This is a genomic window from Ulvibacterium sp. (assembly GCF_028285715.1).
GTDB lineage: Bacteria > Bacteroidota > Bacteroidia > Flavobacteriales > Flavobacteriaceae > Ulvibacterium.
Map to the genome: position 1 here is coordinate 192,658 of NZ_JANQOO010000003.1, position 17,884 is coordinate 210,541.

General features: G+C 39.9%; 11 protein-coding genes. All 11 read left to right on the plus strand.

Going from position 1 to position 17,884, the window contains the following annotated elements:
* The first annotated feature begins 204 nt into the window (after positions 1–204).
* The 11 genes from mbpA to Q0993_RS00930 all read left to right on the plus strand — a co-directional run bounded on the left by mbpA (position 205) and on the right by Q0993_RS00930 (position 17,803).
* A complete protein-coding gene (mbpA, locus tag Q0993_RS00880; RefSeq protein ID WP_299528843.1) occupies positions 205–501 on the plus strand; it encodes a mobilization protein MbpA in 297 nt (98 codons plus the stop codon).
* Positions 498–1,379, plus strand: a complete 882-nt coding sequence (locus tag Q0993_RS00885; RefSeq protein WP_299528845.1) for a relaxase/mobilization nuclease domain-containing protein — start codon at positions 498–500, stop codon at positions 1,377–1,379. The genes mbpA and Q0993_RS00885 overlap by 4 nt, the downstream gene beginning before the upstream one ends.
* 4 nt (positions 1,380–1,383) lie before the next feature.
* Positions 1,384–1,851, plus strand: coding sequence for a DUF6730 family protein (locus tag Q0993_RS00890; RefSeq protein WP_299528848.1), 468 nt, complete (start codon positions 1,384–1,386; stop codon positions 1,849–1,851).
* 435 nt (positions 1,852–2,286) lie between these two features.
* Positions 2,287–4,770 carry an ABC transporter permease gene (locus Q0993_RS00895; RefSeq protein ID WP_299528851.1) on the plus strand — a complete coding sequence of 828 codons (2,484 nt, stop codon included), beginning with the start codon at positions 2,287–2,289 and terminating at the stop codon, positions 4,768–4,770.
* 23 nt (positions 4,771–4,793) lie between these two features.
* Positions 4,794–7,223 carry an ABC transporter permease gene (locus Q0993_RS00900; RefSeq protein WP_299528854.1) on the plus strand — a complete coding sequence of 810 codons (2,430 nt, stop codon included), beginning with the start codon at positions 4,794–4,796 and terminating at the stop codon, positions 7,221–7,223.
* Positions 7,224–7,261: 38 nt separating this feature from the next.
* On the plus strand, positions 7,262–9,679 hold the full coding sequence (locus Q0993_RS00905; protein ID WP_299528857.1) for an ABC transporter permease: 2,418 nt from the start codon (positions 7,262–7,264) through the stop codon (positions 9,677–9,679).
* 31 nt (positions 9,680–9,710) lie between these two features.
* Positions 9,711–12,092, plus strand: a complete 2,382-nt coding sequence (locus Q0993_RS00910; RefSeq protein WP_299528860.1) for an ABC transporter permease — start codon at positions 9,711–9,713, stop codon at positions 12,090–12,092.
* A 183-nt stretch (positions 12,093–12,275) separates the two neighbouring features.
* Positions 12,276–13,934, plus strand: coding sequence for a serine hydrolase (locus Q0993_RS00915; protein ID WP_299528862.1), 1,659 nt, complete (start codon positions 12,276–12,278; stop codon positions 13,932–13,934).
* A 661-nt stretch (positions 13,935–14,595) separates the two neighbouring features.
* Positions 14,596–14,883 carry a helix-turn-helix domain-containing protein gene (locus Q0993_RS00920; protein WP_100871566.1) on the plus strand — a complete coding sequence of 96 codons (288 nt, stop codon included), beginning with the start codon at positions 14,596–14,598 and terminating at the stop codon, positions 14,881–14,883.
* A 9-nt stretch (positions 14,884–14,892) separates the two neighbouring features.
* Positions 14,893–16,146: a type II toxin-antitoxin system HipA family toxin gene (locus Q0993_RS00925; protein ID WP_299528868.1), complete on the plus strand. Its 1,254-nt coding sequence runs from the start codon at positions 14,893–14,895 to the stop codon at positions 16,144–16,146.
* Between the two features lie 397 nt (positions 16,147–16,543).
* Positions 16,544–17,803 carry a site-specific integrase gene (locus Q0993_RS00930; protein ID WP_299528871.1) on the plus strand — a complete coding sequence of 420 codons (1,260 nt, stop codon included), beginning with the start codon at positions 16,544–16,546 and terminating at the stop codon, positions 17,801–17,803.
* Positions 17,804–17,884 lie beyond the last annotated feature (81 nt).

The following is a 17,884-nucleotide window of genomic DNA, read 5'->3' on the forward strand; positions in this document are numbered from 1 at the left end:
GAAAAGAGAGAAACGGAACATTTCTCCTTAAATCCGTCTGAGTGAGAATTCGAGATGTGTCATTGTCATGACAAATCTCGCTTTTGCTCCCGGTGGTCGCAAAAGATCGGAACTGTTGATAGGACTATCGACTTGTAATTTAAAAAAGGGGTTCCGAATAGTTTATTTAGAAAATGGTTTGTTCCGATTAAAGGACTATTAGAATTGAAAAAGGAGTTCGTACAATTTCGATGTTCCATTTATGAAAAGAAACTGCTCAGGGTCAAGGCCAAAAAGAGTGGACTTTCCATAAGCGAATATTGTCGCCGTGCCGCATTTGAGGAGAGGATCATCGAACGCTTTACAAAGGAACAGATCGAAATGTACAAGATGCTGGCCAAGTACGAACTCAACTTTAAGCGCATCGGCAATATGTTCCGGAAACGCAATCCGAGACTGGCCAACGAGGTGGATCAATTGGCAAACGAGATACGCAAACATCTTTTGGGTTTCAAGAAATGATAGGTCTTGGAAAATCCATATCGCATACTGGGGCTTCCATGGGCTATGGATGGAACCAGGAAAAAGATGCTAAAGTAGTCTATCGCCAACATTTGTCAGGGGAGAACCCCCAGGAAATCACCCAGGAGTTCAAAGTCATCCAATCCCAAAACCACAAGTGCAAAAAGAATACGCTAAGTTTTGTTTTAAGTCCTACCGTAGAAGATGGCAGGGAATTAAAGGAAAAAGAACTAAGGGAAGCAACAGAACGATTCGTCAAAGAAATGAAATTACAGGAACGGCAGGCCATTGCGTTCGTACATCGGGACAAGGGCCATATACATATCCATTTGTACGTGAACCGGATAAATTTTGACGGAAAGGCCTACAAGGACAATTTTATCGGAAAACGCAGCCAACTGGCAGCGGAAAGAGTGGCCCGACAAATGGGGCTTACGACAGTGAGGGAAGTGCAACAACAAAAGCTGGACAAGGTCAAGGAAGTACGGGCGGAAATCAAACAAATCCATGAAAAAGTGATATCAGAAATGAGGCTGAAGGATTTTGACCAGTACATCAAGTATATGAAACAGAGGGAAGTTGAAGTTATTCCTAGTATCAACAAATCAAATCGGTTACAAGGTTTCCGATTCGGATACCAAGGCCATGAACTGAAAGGAAGCGATGTACACCGTTCCATGTCTATGGGACGGATCGCCGAGAGATTAGGTTTTGATAAACAGGTTTCTCAAAACATTACAAAAAATCACACCATGAAACTATTAGGGAATACGGTACAAGTATCGCCAAATCTGGCCGCTAAAATTGCGGCCAAGGTAGTCAAACAAGTTATCAAAAGGACTATAGATAATGGCATAGGTATCGGAATGGAAATATAGGACTATGGCAAAAATGGACGAAATCATGGAAGTGCTGACCCAAGAGATATCAGGGTTCAACAAATCCATTGGGAAACTGGAAGAACTTTCAGAGAAATTCAAAAACCTGAAGGTCAAGACGGACACCTCGAAATTGGAGTTCCGTTTGGACGATTTCATGAAGGCACAAAAGCTAACAAAGGACTCCTATGAAGACAGAATGGAACTGGTACTGAAAAAAATTGAAAAGTCAAGATGGACACCGAAATGGGAAGTTGCAGTGATTTACATAGTGATGTGCTTGAACACCATTGCGTTCAGCTACCTTGGATACTATTTCGTCAACTATGAACAGAAAAAGGAAGCTGAGATTTTTAAAGTCAAAAAAGAAAGTCTAGGTAAGGCAAAGGGCTATTTCGATGACCATCCGATAATCAACAAGGATTTTGAAAGGTGGGCCAAACGGAAGGATAGCGTTCCAAATCAAGAGTAGGGGTGCGCCCTATGGAATTTCTTTTCACCCGCTTCTGGCGGGCTTCCTGCTTATCTTCCCGAACGCGGAAGAAATTCCACAGGATCCACGCGCAAAGTTCTAGGTAAGATTTGGGGATGGAATGTGTTGGAAGGTCAGTACTACATCGTCTCAATAAAAACTTTGTTTAATTAGACATACTATTTTTTGATTTTCATCTTAGGAAAGGTATTTCTGCATCTATTAGGCATTGTACAATTAATTGACATTTTTTGTCAATTTTTTTTACACCTAAATGGGGTCAATTTAAAATGCTAATCATAACTAATTGATTTAAAGAATATTAATAAATTGGAATAGTTATTGGGTAAAAATTAACATCTTCGAGATGTCTGTGTTCTATTTCTAGTGCCATTCCAAGGCAGATATCTTATGTCATTGATCAAAAAACAAACAATGTTAAAAAATCACATCAAAATAGCATTCCGGTTTTTTAGAAAAAATAGGCTGTTTTCAGCTATTAATGTTCTAGGGCTTACTATTGGCATAACTGCATTTGTATTATTGACCCGATATGTGGCTTACGAAAAAAGTTATGATGAACACCTGCCCAATGTTGATGATCTCTATCGTGTAACCTTGACTAACAATTTAGGCAATAAAGGGTTTCAGACTTCAGCTACCAATCATCCAACAGTGGGTCCGGCCATGCTCGCAGATTTCCCGGAAGTGGAAGATTTTACTCGTATCGTGAATAAATCCATACCTCTTTCGGGTACTGTTATCCTATCATATACAAACGAACACGGCGAAAAGGTCCAATCCGATGTCAAGGACGACATCATTTATTTAGCGAACAACTCCATTATCGAAATGTTCGCCATCGACTTGTATCAAGGAAACCCAGAATCAGCTTTGAAAGAACCGAATACAATCATTCTTTCTCAAAGTATTGCAAAACGGTTTTTTGGGAATGAAAATCCGATTGGCAAACAGATTAAGCTTAACGACGGTTTTGAGTTAAAGGTAACAGGGGTTTTCGAAGAAGCCCCACAAAATACACATTTGCCATTAGGCATGGTCGTTTCCTACTCAACTCTAGGTACCGATAATGACTGGACAACCAGCTGGGTATGGCCCGAATTCTACAATTATATAAAACTTCGACCTGGTACTGACCCAAAACTAATTGAATCACGCTTTCCTGCATTTGCCCAGAAATATCTTAGTGATATTATGAATGAGCATGGTTTTGAGGCGAGATTCGCATTACAGCCAGTGAGGCACATTCATCTGAAGTCCGATCTGAAAAAAGAAATTTCCACCAATAATAGCGAAGCAACGCTCTATTTTTTAATGCTGGTCGCGGCATTCATTATCGCCATTGCCCTTATCAACTTTATTAACCTATCTACTGCCAAATCGATGGAGCGCGCAAAAGAGGTAGGGCTGAAAAAAGTCGTGGGAGCGAGTAAAAGGATACTTGTTTGGCAATTTTTGTTCGAATCGTTGTTCATCAACTTCTTTGCGACGCTTTTGTCCGTTCTATTGGTTAGTCTGTGTATTCCATCTTTCAACGCATTGGTCGGATTGGAAGTCTTGAGTTTGGGAATGTGGGCCGAATGGGAGGTTTGGATGGCTATGCTGGTAATATTCATGGGCGGCGGGATCCTTGCCGGACTATATCCCGCCTTCGTCCTTTCTGGTTTTATGCCCGTCGATGTGCTAAAAGGGAGCTTTGAGAAAACAGGAAAAGGGTTGGTGCTGAGAAAGGCGCTCGTGGTTACCCAATTTGCTATTTCGATTGCACTGATCGCAGGTACTTTCATTGTTTACAATCAGTACTCGTTTATGCAGAATCAGGATTTGGGTTTTGAGGCCAACCACAATTTGGTGCTTCGTGCGCCAATCTACACCGATTCTACTATTCAAGGGAAAGTCGAAACATTTAAGAATGAATTAGAACAAAGTCCGAAAATCAACTCTGTCACCTTATCAAATGAAATCCCGGGGCGGGCCATTGAATGGGAAAATGGGGTAAGAAAGCCACAGGAAGGAAAGGAGTTGGCGGTAGGGAGCAAGTTTTTAAGTGTAGACAACGACTTTTTGACAACTTACGATATTCGATTGTTGGCCGGAAGGGACTTTGTCGAAGGTGATGCAACATTTTACTATGATGATGATGGCCCAGTACGGCAAGGACACAGGGCCATATTGAACAATTCGGCCGCAAAAATCTTGGGATTCAACAAACCAGAAATGGCGCTCAACCAAAAGATAGTGTACCAATTCGGCCCTATGGATCGTACCGCGGAAGTCATCGGAGTGGTAGAGGACCATCACCAGCAATCGTTACAACAAGCCTATAGTCCCATAATACTTCTGTATTTCGATGGCTACAACTACGCAAGTTATATGACCGTAAACATTGCTGGAAATGTACATGAACCGATGAATGAGATAAAGGCCAAATACAAGGAATTTTTTCCTGATGATCTATACAACCACTTCTTTGTAGATGAACATTTTAATCGACAATACGAGGCCGACATCAAATTCGGAAAGGTTTGTTTGCTCTTTTCCATTTTAGCCATATTAATTGCAGCCTTGGGACTATTCGGACTAGGTTCGTATATGGCCGTGCAGAAAACCAAGGAAATAAGCATTCGAAAAGTCTTGGGTGCGTCTGTTGGACAAGCGTTGGTAATCATTCCGAAAACACTGTTGAGTCTTGTTTTGATATCGGGGGCAATAGCCCTGCCTATTATTTATTTCATTACGAAAAAATGGTTGGAAGGTTATGCCTTTAAAATTGAGATGGGAATTTGGATGTTCGTAGTACCCCTGCTCATTGTAATGCTCGTGGCTTTGTTGTCCATCATCTCTCAATCCCTTAGAACTGCAATGGTAAATCCCGCGGATACCTTGCGAAGTGAATAGAAACAACGAATAGATCTTAAACTATGTTCAAAAACTATCTAAAAATCGCATGGAGAAACTTGTTGAAGGACAAGCAGCAGACATTAATCAATTTATTGGGTCTTACAATCGGTACAATAAGTTGCTTGACAATTCTTTTGTACGTCTTTGATCAAACAGGACATGATCAGCACCACGATAGGGCGTCATCTATTCATCGCGTGCGCATGATAACCGATGGTAGCGGAGCAAACACCGAAACAATCAATTCCGCCACTACAGGGCCCCCTATTGCCTTCGCCTTGAAAGAAGACTTTCCTGAAATAGAACAGGTAACCCGGGTGATCAATATTGATTTATTTAATGTTGATATGATAAAAGCTTCAGGTGCCGAAGAAGGCTTGTACGAGCCCAGAGCGTATCTGGCGGATTCTACCTTTTTTCAGATTTTCAACTATCGTATGTTGGAAGGGAATTCGAAATCGCTGAACGAACCTAGCACCTTGGTACTTTCCTCCACCCTGGCCAAAAAATTATTCGGCGATGAAAAAGCAATGGATAAGGTCGTGGAGATTTCGGGATTTAGTGGAGAACCCAATAAGTTGACCGTAAAGGGGGTTTTTGATGAGGATTCAGGAAAATCCCATTTGAACCCGAACTATATAATAAGCATGAATACCCCGGGTCTCGGAGCTTACGTAAGACAGGTTACCGATTATGTGACCAATACTTTTATTTATACCTATGTGAAATTAAAACCGGGCACAAGAGCAGATGGACTGCAACAAAAACTACCCGATTTTTTAAAATCACGGGCAGGGACACAATTGGAAGAAAGAGGTATCAAACGTACATTGTTGTTACAGCCAGTAACCGATATCCACTTGTATTCGGCTGGAATAACTTCTCAAATAGATAGGGTTTCAAATATTCAATACCTGTATATGTTATCGATATTGGCATTGTTTATCCAGTTGATAGCCTGCGTCAATTTTATTAACCTGAGTACGGCCAGAGCCAATAAAAGGGGTAAGGAAATTGGTATCAGAAAGGTTGTAGGTGCCGATAAGGGATCGTTGATTTTTCAATTTTTGGGCGAATCCGTGCTACTATCTTTCTGTGCTGTACTTATAAGTGTTCCCATTACAATAGCACTGCTACCTTTTATCAATGAACTAGCGGATAGTAACCTGTCCTATGTCAATTTATTGAATGGCGGAATCATACTTTCGTTAATTTTGCTGGCGGTTTTAACAGGTTTGCTTGCCGGTATCTACCCGGCCTTGGTACTGTCTTCGGTTAAAACGGCCTCGGTCTTAAAGAACGTAATTAACAAAGATTCAAAAAGTGGAAATTTGCGTAGGGCGTTAGTCGTCTTCCAATTTGTGCTGTCCATTGGTTTAATCAGTATCGTCATTATTATTTGGCAACAATTCAACTATACACAAGAAAAAAATCTAGGGTTTAAAAAGGAGAATTTGATTTCCTTGGAGATGAATACCGAAAGTGCCAGAACCAATTTCTATCCTTTAAAGTCACAGTACTTAAATATTACAGGTGTTAAATCCATAACTGGAAATTGGGTATCCCTATCCGAGGACATCAACTACGAATTGGATCTTTATCTTCCGGGGAAGAGTGCCGAAGAACATATTGAAGGCTATTTGAATTGGGTGGGCGAGGACTATGCCGAAACTGCGGGAATCACCTTGCTCGATGGAAGGGGTTTAAGACAGACTGACAGTACGCAGGTTATGGTAAACGAATCTACTTTGAGAGCAATGGGTATTCCAAAGGATAGGGCCATAGGTTCTAAAATGGTATCGGCAACGGACGATGGCAATCTCGAATTTGAAATTGTTGGGGTTGTAAGCGATTTTCACTACGCATCTTTTAAAGAAGCGATAGCACCCTTGGTACTCCAAAGAATAGCCGCCCCACGTAGAATGTTGATTAGGTTGGAGGCCGGTCGCCTACAGGAAATCCTAACAAGCATGGAACAGATATGGAAATCTACAGTGGTAAGTACCCCCTTTATGTATTCCTTTGTTGACAAAGGTGTAGAAAGGCGTTATGAAGAGGAAAAACGAATTGGGAAAATCGCCGCGTTTTTTACCATTCTTGCTATACTTATCGCTACACTGGGCCTTTTTGGTCTGGTCTCGTATACAGCTGAACAAAAGAAAAAGGAAATCGGTATTCGAAAAGTACTGGGTGCTAGCATTAGTTCAGTTGTTCAACTATTGACTAAAGATTTCATAAAGTTGGTAATAATAGCATTCATTCTGGCAGTTCCCATTTCTTATTTACTTATGCAGCGATGGTTGGAGAATTACACATATAAAATAGATATTGAATGGTGGATATTTGTACTTGCAGGCAGCGGGGCCTTGGTCATTACGTTCCTAACTGTTGGTTTCCAATCAATAAAGTCGGCAACCATCAACCCCGTAGAAAGTTTGCGCGCGGAATGAAGTAGCAACACTAATATTAATTAAAAAATTAGAACACTATGTTCAAAAATCATCTAAAGATAGCTTGGCGGAGTATTAAAAAAGAGAAACTTTTTACCATTATAAAAATCGGTGGTTTTGCCGTGGGAATCGCCGCCTGCTTGTTAATAGCGCTCTTTATAAAAGATGAGCTTAGCTACGATGGGCACTACGCCAATGCAGATCGAATTTACAGGGTTGTATTGCAGGCGGAAATAGATGGAGAAATGAAAAAAAGCACCCATTTCCCCTTGCCCATGGCTCAGACACTTGAAACGGATTTTCCCGAAATTGAAAAGGCAGGTAAAATATTTGGATCCGCACTTTCTTCCGGTGGTAAAAGAGCCTTCCGTTCAGGCACAGAGACCCAGAACATCTTTGAAGAGGGTTTCCTGTATGGCGATCAGACTATATTTGAAATATTGGAAATCGCGTTGGTGCACGGAAATTCCAAGGAGACATTGACAAATCCGGGAAACATCGTCATCTCAGAATCGAAGGCGGCAAAATATTTTCCCAATGGAAAAGCTTTGGGGCAAACCTTGATTCTTGACGATAACGCTTCCAGGCCATACACGATAACAGGTGTGATGCCCGATTTTCCAAGTAACTCACATCTCGATTTCGATTTTCTGCTCCCAATCGAGGATACCAATTTTAGCTGGACATCGCAAAACTACTTTACCTATGTCCTTCTGGACAAAAAAAGTAATGTTGCTGAATTGCAGCACAAAATGCGGTCTATTCTAGAGAACTATGTGATTCCTGCCCAGATTCAAAGAGGCAGGGATGCTTCTTTCATAGAAGTTCTTAAGAGCATCGAATACAGATTGCAGCCCATAAAGGATATCCATCTAAAATCGGATATTGAAATGGCCGATGGTTTAAAACATGGAGACCTCCGTTTTGTATGGCTCTTTGCTGCCATTGCAGGGTTTATTTTGATTTTGGCCTGTATAAACTTCATTAATTTGTCTACCGCAAAATCCGCAAACAGGGCAAAAGAAGTCGGTCTGCGCAAGACCATAGGTGCTTTCAAGAGCAACCTAGTGGCCCAATTTCTAACGGAGTCGGTTTTATTGAGCCTCTTATCTTTTATAATCGGAGTGGCAACGGCATGGCTGCTGCTTCCCCTATTCAATTCCATTGCCGAAAAAACGATTGAAATGCCTTGGGCGGCATGGGCTTTTATTCCTGTTCTATTCATTTCCGCTTTGGCTATTGGAGTAATTGCCGGGCTATACCCGGCGTTCTACCTCTCAGCCTTTCGGCCTATTAACGTTTTAAAGGGGAGTTGGGTCGCTGGCGGTAAAAGTGGTAGGCTCCGAAGCGGGTTGGTCGTCTTTCAGTTTGCAACATCGGTTATCCTCATCATTGGAACAATAATTATTTATAAACAGATGGACTTTATCTTAAAGAAAGAACTGGGGTACGACAAGGAGCAGGTCGTGATTTTGGAAGGTGCAAATGTCCTGGGAACCAAGTCCGATAATTTTAAGGAACAACTCTTGCAACTACCGCAGGTGCAACAAGTTTCTCGAAGCGACTATTTGCCCGTTGACGACTCCAAACGGGATCAGACAACATTTACCCTTGTGGGCGAGGGAAGCGAAAATGGCGGTGTTTTGAGCCAAACTTGGCGCGTGGACTACGACTATATCGAAACAATGGGCATGCAAATAGTGGAAGGCCGCGGCTTTTCAAGGGAATTTGCTTCCGATTCCGTGAGTTCTATAATTATCAATCAAAAAATGGCCTTGGACCTTGGACTTAAAAACCCCGTTGGAAGACAAATTGATAACAACTTCCAACAATGGACCGTTGTCGGTGTTGTTGAGGACTTCCATTTCAAATCCCTGAAAGAGGATATCACTCCCGTTGCCTTGCGAATAGGTATCGACTTTGGAACGATTGCAGTAAAAATTCGTTCCGGCGGCATGGGGGAATCTTTGGCCGCTATTGGAGCAATTTGGGACCGCAACGTACCAAACCAAGCTTTAAGCTATAGTTTTCTAGATCAAAGATTTGCCCGAATGCACGAAGATGTTCAACGTATGGGGAAAATTTTCAACAGCTTTGCATTGTTCGCGATTTTCGTGGCCTGCTTGGGTCTTTTTGCTCTATCTGCCTTTATGGTAGAGCAACGAAAAAAAGAAATTAGCATTCGTATGGTATTGGGAGCCCCTTTCAAGAGTATATATCAATTGCTTACCCTTGATTTTATGAAGTTGATACTAATTTCAATTGCTATAGCCATCCCAATCGGTTGGTATATGATGAACCGTTGGCTGGAAGATTTTGCCTATCGTATATATATTGGATGGCAGGTATTTTTAACGGCAGGGGCTATTGCCCTGATCATTGCGATACTTACTATAAGCTATCAGGCCATTAGTACGGCTTTGATGCAGCCTGTGAAAAGCTTACGGACGGAATAAAGTCCATTTTTAAGTTCAAGTAGAAAAAACCATGTTCAAAAACTATCTAAAAATCACTTGGCGGAATTTTAAAAAAGGAAAGTTGTATTCCTATATCAATTTGTCGGGTTTGACCATTGGAATGACCGCCTTTATTCTAATAGCCTTATTTGTACAGTACGAACTCAGTTATGATAAACAACACGAAAATGCGGACGATATTTATAGGGTCATCAGCAAACAACCTGGCAATGAATATAAGGGCACCGATTTGTTTTCCGGTACGCCTTTGCCGTTAGGTACGGCCATGCTCGATGATTTTCCTGAAGTAGAGGCCAAAACAGGCATTGACTTGCGTTCGAATCTATTAAGCAAAGGCAAAGAAGTATTTAGCGAGAAAGGCATTTTCGCCGATAAAGGTTTTTTTGATGTTTTTACCGTTAAGTTGAATTCAGGTGAGGGAAAATCTGCCTTGGAAGAGCCTTTGAACGTTTTACTTACCGAAAGCCTGGCCAAAAAATTTTTTGGAAGTAAATCTCCCTTGAACAGGACCATAACCTTTAATCGGAGTACCGAGTTTACCATTAAAGGAGTCATTGCAGACCCACCAAAAAACCAACATTTTAACTACTCGTATATTGCTTCGATCAGTGCCGCTCCCCATTATATGGAAAACAGGAATGCATGGGGAAACAATGTTGCCGTCACTTATGTGAAATTGGCCGAGGGAACCGATTACAAAGAATTGGAAGCTAAGCTATCAGGTTATCGAAAGAATGCGAAAGAAGAGTATGCAAAGTATGGACTAAAAGCACCCATTTATCAACTTCAGCCTTTAAAGGATATTCACCTATATTCTAAGGTTAATTTTGAACTGGAGCCCAATGGAGATATGAAATATGTACATCTCTACAGCTTGATCGCTATCGTCATCTTGTTATTGGCGTCTATAAATTATATGAATTTGACCACGGTACGGTCGGCACAAAGAGCCAAGGAAATTGGCATGACCAAGGTTTTAGGAGCCAATAGACGACAACTCATATCCCAATTCTTGGGCGAATCGTTTCTTTTTACCATTTTTAGCTTTCTGCTCGCCTTGGGTCTGGCTTTTCTGCTTTTGCCTGAATTTGGACAATTGCTTGACAAGAACATTCCGTTTGACATAGTAGGCAGCAAGTGGTTGTTGCTTGGCATGTTTGGTATAGCGATTCTTGTGGGAAGCCTTTCCGGTCTTTACCCTGCAGTTTTCCTTTCTGGTGTTTCTCCGGTCAAAGCCTTTAAAGGCAACTTTTTAAAAAATTCAGGAAGAAATGCCTGGCTTAGAAACGGTTTGGTAGTAGGACAATTTACCGCGGCGATCGTTCTGGCAATAGGCAGTTTGATCATATACCAACAACTACAATTTACGCAAAACAAAAACCTAGGTTATGATAAGGAACATATTGTTCACGTACCCTATTCGACCAATGAAATTGCCGAGAATGAAGATGTTCTAAGAAATGAACTGCTCAAAAACCCCAATATAACTAAGGTTTCCATAAGTTCTCAAATACCGCTTGAATTTGATAATCAAGGTTATATTAATAACTGGGAGGGTAATACCACCGAGCAACAGTTCCTTATTTATAGAACCTTTGTAGACTATGACTTCCTAGATGTTTTAGGGATGGAAATCGTTGAAGGTAGGGCGTTTTCCGAAGATTTTGCAACAGATGAAAAAGAGGGATATGTCATCAATGAGGCGGCGGCCAGGTCATTAGGTTGGGGAACATCGGTAGGAAAAGAATTTGACGAAGGGCATGTAATTGGTGTGGTAAAAGACTTTCATATTCAAAAGTTTGATCTTGCCATCGAACCCCTTTATATGAGAATGAGGCCTGAATGGGCCAAAACTTATGGTGAAGTAATTATGAGCGCTAGCACCGATAATTTTGAAGAAACAAAAAAGCACATCATTTCAGTAATGAATGAGGCAGCTCCTTTGGTGCCTTTTGATGTTAAATTTTTGGACGAAACATACGCCCAACTCTATAATAGTGAAACAAGATTGGGCAGTACATTTAATATTTTTACAATACTGGCACTTTTTATTGCGAGTATGGGTATGTTCGGTTTGGTATCCCACAGTGTTTTGCAACGCACTAAGGAGATAGGAATAAGAAAAGTATTAGGTTCTTCCACAGTGGCAATAGTGTCACTCATTTCCAAAGATTTTTTAAAGTTGGTGGTTATTGCATTGCTTACCGCTTGCCCAATAGCTTATTATTTTATGGACGATTGGCTGCAAGGTTTTGCTTACCGAATAGAGATAGACTGGTGGGTGTTTGCATTGATAGGGTTTATGTCATTGATAATTGCCATGATTACCATCGGTTTTCAAAGTATAAAATCAGCCCTTGCCAATCCTGTAAAAAGCTTGCGAACGGAGTAGTTGTTTAAAACGGCTATTTTATAGGGCTTTTTAGCTTGAGAAAACCTAGACCAAATTGCCTATTTTTATTGTACATACAATAGACATTTAATCACTGATAATATACAATTCTTAACCATTGAAAAAATTCAATCAATCGCAACAATCCGAAATAAATATATTCTTTAAAAGAAAACCAACGATATGAATAGAATTGGATTTGCTATAAAATTACTATCATTTTGTCTGCTGACAAACTTCGCAAGTTCCCAAAATTTAAATTCTGAAATTGATAAATTATATCAAGTCAATGAAAACGAACCCGGATTTTCTATTGCTGTATTTAAGGGAGATAAAATCGTTTTTGAAAAGCAATATGGAATTGCTAATCTTGACTACAATGTTCCAATAAATAATGAAACGGTTTTTGATATTGCCTCAATTGGTAAACAATTTACAGCAGCAGCGATTCTTTTGCTAGAAGAAGAAGGTAAATTATCAATCAAAGACCCAGTACATAAATACATTGAAAATCTTCCTCACTACAAAAAAGGAAATCCAACTATTGAGAATCTACTTACTCAAACAAGCGGAATTAAGGAAGTTGACCCCTATTTGGATGTTTTGGACATAAGATGGCATGATTATTTATCACAGTCACAAGTGATTAATATTATTACAAAGATCAAGGAGCTTAAATTTAAACCAGGTGAATATTATCATTACACAAATGCTAACTACATTCTACTTGCAAACATTATTGAGAATGTTTCTGGAAAATCCTTTGTAGACTTCTTACAAGAGCGAATCTTTTTACCACTTGAGATGACAAATACGGTAAAAGAAAATAACACATCTGCTATCATCAAAAATAGAGCTATAGGGTATACCGAAGATGAAGGGCAATACTATAAAACTCATATGCATTCTTTAGTCTATAATGGAGACGGACAAGTATTAACTACACCGAGAGATATGTTCAAATGGCACCAAGGTATCCAAAATTCAACTGTAGGCACATCAGAGTTATGGAATAAAATGCACACTAAGGCCAAATTAAATGACGGTAAAACCATTGATTTTGGTTTAGGTGTTGAGTTTGAAACCCATAATGGGTACAATGGAGTTGGTTTTGATGGAATGAGCAGAGGTGGTTTTGTTTCAAAATACTTATACTTCCCGGAACTGGACTTGGCATTTTTTACAACGCAAAATTCATTTAGTTGGGACTTTCGAGACCGTTTTTTTAAGTTGGTCGACTTGTACATAAAACCAATCACCTCAACTAAGGAAAAAGATAAATTACAGTCAGTAAAAAGTATTGCTATTTCCAAAAATCAATTACAAAAATATGAAGGGACATATTTATTTTACAATAACGAAGATTATTCTATTCGAGAAATTAAACTTAAGGGAGATAATCTAATTTATCAAGATACGGATGGCGAAAAAATTGGGGAATTGGTTCCTTTAGGAAATCACAATTTTGCTTTTATAGGAGGTAGCTTCGACTCTCGAATTAAATTCTTCATAGAGCAAGATGGCAAGCAGTTCATATTTGATGATAGAGATGGCGATATGCCTAGATTGTTTAAAGAACTTATAACACATAAATATTCGATAAGTGAATTAGAACAATTTGTTGGAACTTATTATAACAAAGAATTTCAAATAGGAAAAGAATTAAGGTTAGAAAATGAAACCTTATTTTACTATTTTAGAAATGGAGCTTGGAAGGCAGAAGTTTCAACATTATCAAAGGACTTATTAGAAATTCCGCCTAATCCGTTGGAATTTCTTAGAGATAATGAAAATGAAATCATAGGTTTTAAAATGATGGGAGTATTATTTGAAAAAATATAATTACTCGGGTTACCAATAGCTCCTATGAAAAGTCCCTAGTCCAGTTCCCTAGAATCGCAATTTCTCCCACCACTTGGCTTGGTCTAGTAAAACCAACCTTTCTTAGGAATTTACTCCTTCCCTCCAAAGAGTTTCATTAACTCGCCGTTTTATGACTATACTTTGCAATTTCTGGGAGCTTTTTCATGAATATCTCAAACTAGGTCTTTTTTGGTGGTCTCCAAAATTCGTGTTTTATGGGACTTCATCTCTCAATGAAATCCGCGTTCTGCGATGGAGACAAACACACTCGTTTAGGCGAGGGGGGGAATGTCAAGTCCTGTATCATGCACTAAAGGTTAATTTTTTTTCTTCATTGGGCAGATTATGATTCATATGGCTTATTCCAATGTAAAACGTTGGCATACAAACTTTTTCATAAATTTTGCATGCTAAGCTAATTTATGTACGGCATGTAAGGCTGGTTTTAGCACACTATTTACCCTGACTTTGTTACAAAAAAGTCGAAAATTTACCCTTACTCTGTTACAATAATCGTAGAAGTTTATCCTATTAAGCTCTTTTTGTAAGATGAGTACCCGTTGATTATTAAAATAATTTTCTATAAAAATGGGCATTATTATACCCAAAAATAGTATATTTGGGATAAATATTACCCAAAATGAAAAATAAGAAAGCTGTCCTATTCCCAAAATATCAAAAGATAATGGAGCAGGTAGGGGAAAATATCAAACTTGCCCGTAAGCGTAGAAAGCTTAATACCATTCAAGTATCCGAAAGGGCTGGGATAAATAGACGAACCCTTTACGAAATCGAAAAAGGAAATTCGAAGGTCGCGATTGGGTCATATTTTAATGTTCTGATCGCACTTGGTTTGCAAGATGATTTCTTGAAGTTGGCGACAGATGACGAATTCGGAAGAAAACTACAGGACTTAGATTTATTATAAAAGGGAACAATGGCACAAGGTAAATTTGACATATATGTTTATGCACATTGGCAAGGAATGCCAGAAGCTAAGATGATAGGTGTTCTTGCCGCTCATTATGCCAAAGGGAAAAAAGCCTTTAGTTTCGAATACAATAAGGATTGGATAAAATCGGAACAACAGCTATTGTTAGACCCGGATATCCAATTTTATTCGGGTCCGCAGTACCCCAATAACAAAGAGAATTTTGGAGTTTTTTTGGATAGTATGCCTGATACGTGGGGAAGAACACTAATGAAAAGACGAGCGGCTCAACTTGCAAAAGAAAAAGATCAAAAGGCTCCGACTTTATATGAGATCGATTATTTATTAGGAGTGTACGATGAAAGTCGGATGGGAGCTTTGCGCTTTAAGACAGACCCTAAAGGCCCATTTCTGGATAATAGCGAAAGCAATCCCACCCCACCGTGGTCATCGGTCAGGGAGCTTCAAGAAGCAGCCAAGAATTTTGAAAACGATACGGACAATGATGAGGTAAGAAAATGGCTGGCCGTTCTCATGGCTCCTGGATCTTCCTTGGGAGGAGCGAGACCCAAAGCCAATATTTTGGATGAACACGGAAACCTATGGATAGCAAAATTTCCATCCAAAAATGATATTATAGATAAAGGGGCATGGGAATTTTTGGCATATCGATTAGCCGTAAATTGTGGTATCGAAATGGCATCTTCAAGAATCGAAAGGATAGTTGGAAACTATCATACGTTTTTTACACAACGTTTTGATAGGGCACAAGAAGAACGCATCCATTTTTCCTCTGCAATGACCATGACAGGTAATAATGAGGATACTATCCGAGATAGCCCAGCAAGTTATCTGGACATCGCCGAATTCATCCAAACCAATGGAGTAAACATTGACAAAAACCTACACCAATTATGGCGCAGGATTGTTTTTAATATTGCGATTTCAAATACGGATGACCATTTGCGTAATCATGGTTTTATTCTAACATCCAAAGGTTGGGTACTTTCTCCCGCTTATGATATTAACCCATCAACAGATAAAGATGGACTAGCATTGAACATTGACATGGAGAACAATTCTTTGGATTTGGAGTTAGCAAAAAATGTAGGCGAGTACTTTCGTTTGAACGATAAACAAATGGATACTATTATCGAAGAAGTGCTAAACTCCGTTACTCAATGGAAGGAGATTGCCGAAAAAATTGGAATTTCTAGAGGAGAACAGGAATTAATGGCGGGGGCTTTTTCAGCTAAATGAAGTTAGATGACATTGTATGAAAATATTCCGTAAATTTATTCTCGTAAAATTCACAGAATAACTACGTTCCTAAAGCTACTACGAAAACCGAGTGTCCATAAAGGGAATTATCACGAGGTAAGTACAGTAAAAATACTGAAAATCAATTGTTTGTAACGATACGTGGCATCCTGCCACCCCGACGAACCACTTTTCAAGTGGCATCAAACCCTGCTAATTCATTGATTGGCAGGGTTTTTCATTTTTCCTACGATCATTTGATATCATCTGAAACCACCTTTCCGGTGTGCAATCCGGTGTGCAAAGCGGTACGCAATTTGTGCTTATTTTAAATGGCGTTTAGAGCATCTGGATGTAGTCTTTAAACAAACTACGTTTAATCAAAAAGACCTGCAACATGCGTACGGAGAGCACTTTAGGGGTGATATTCTTCACTAGAAAGAAAAGGAACAATCCCGAAAAACTGGACATTTATGTTCGGATTACGGTCAATAAGGAACGTTCGGAATTCAGCATAAAGCGGGACATAGCGGTGTGCAATTGGGATATTTTCAGGTGCAGGGCCAAAGAAACCAGTGAAAACCTTATTTTATTCAACACCTATTTGGACGATGTATATGCCGAAGTCCTCAATGCCCACAAGCAATTGCACTCGGAAAGGAAGCTGATAACGGCCAGGGCTATCAAGCTAAGGTACTTCGGGGAGGACGAGGAACGAATGACCTTGATGAGGGCCGTGGAGTACCACAACAAGAACATCAACAATGCCCTTAGACCGGGAACGCTCAAAAATTACTTTTCGACGGAAAAGTATTTGAAGGAATATCTAAGGGAAGAGTTAAAGACCGATGACATCTATCTGATCCAATTGAACTACAGGTTCATCGTCAACTTCGAAAACTACATCAGAACGTACCGACCAAAGACCGCTAGAAGGACCTGCACCAATAACGGTGTAATGAAACACATGGAACGGTTGATGAAAATAATCAACCTAAGCCTCAAGATGGAATGGTTGGAGAAGGACCCGTTCAGGAACTATAAGCTTCGATTTGTAAAAAATGAACGTGGCTACCTTACCGAAAGAGAACTGAGATCGATCGAGGAGACCTCCTTTATGACCATAGGTCTTCAAAGGGTCAAGGATATATTCCTGTTCAGTTGTTATACAGGGCTCTCCTATATCGATATCAAGGGACTAAGACCCGACCAGATTCTACTTGGGATAGATGGCAACCAATGGATACATACCAAAAGGACAAAGACCAATGAACCGGTCAAGATCCCCATGTTGCCCAAGGCAAAAGAAATTATAGGAAAGTACCGAGAGGAAATGATCCATACAGGTGAGCTATTACCGGTCTATAGCAATCAAAAGACAAATCAAATCTTAAAGGAGATAGCCAAAGCATGCGGCATACATAAAAACATCACCTTCCATGTGGCCAGGCATACTTTTGCGACTACCGTCACCTTATCAAACGGGGTTCCCATAGAAACGGTTTCCAAGTTATTGGGACATACCAAACTATCGACCACCCAAATATATGCAAGGGTATTACAAAGGAAAGTAGGGGAGGATATGCAGGATTTGATACGGAAATTAAGGAACAAACAAGAAGTTGAAACAAGCTCGGTCCCCAAATCCTTACCGTAACTTTTGCGCATGGTCCCTGTCCGGTTTTTTTAGTGTTCGGGAAGATAAGCGTATGGAAAAAATCGGATAGGGCGCAACCTA

Bases quoted from the DNA above. Each gene is read 5' to 3' on its own strand.
- Q0993_RS00885 (WP_299528845.1), top strand. From the start codon at position 498: ATGATAGGTCTTGGAAAATCCATATCGCATACTGGGGCTTCCATGGGC.
- Q0993_RS00890 (WP_299528848.1), top strand. From the start codon at position 1,384: ATGGCAAAAATGGACGAAATCATGGAAGTGCTGACCCAAGAGATATCA.
- Q0993_RS00895 (WP_299528851.1), top strand. From the start codon at position 2,287: ATGTTAAAAAATCACATCAAAATAGCATTCCGGTTTTTTAGAAAAAAT.
- Q0993_RS00900 (WP_299528854.1), top strand. From the start codon at position 4,794: ATGTTCAAAAACTATCTAAAAATCGCATGGAGAAACTTGTTGAAGGAC.
- Q0993_RS00905 (WP_299528857.1), top strand. From the start codon at position 7,262: ATGTTCAAAAATCATCTAAAGATAGCTTGGCGGAGTATTAAAAAAGAG.
- Q0993_RS00910 (WP_299528860.1), top strand. From the start codon at position 9,711: ATGTTCAAAAACTATCTAAAAATCACTTGGCGGAATTTTAAAAAAGGA.
- Q0993_RS00915 (WP_299528862.1), top strand. From the start codon at position 12,276: ATGAATAGAATTGGATTTGCTATAAAATTACTATCATTTTGTCTGCTG.
- Q0993_RS00920 (WP_100871566.1), top strand. From the start codon at position 14,596: ATGAAAAATAAGAAAGCTGTCCTATTCCCAAAATATCAAAAGATAATG.
- Q0993_RS00925 (WP_299528868.1), top strand. From the start codon at position 14,893: ATGGCACAAGGTAAATTTGACATATATGTTTATGCACATTGGCAAGGA.
- Q0993_RS00930 (WP_299528871.1), top strand. From the start codon at position 16,544: ATGCGTACGGAGAGCACTTTAGGGGTGATATTCTTCACTAGAAAGAAA.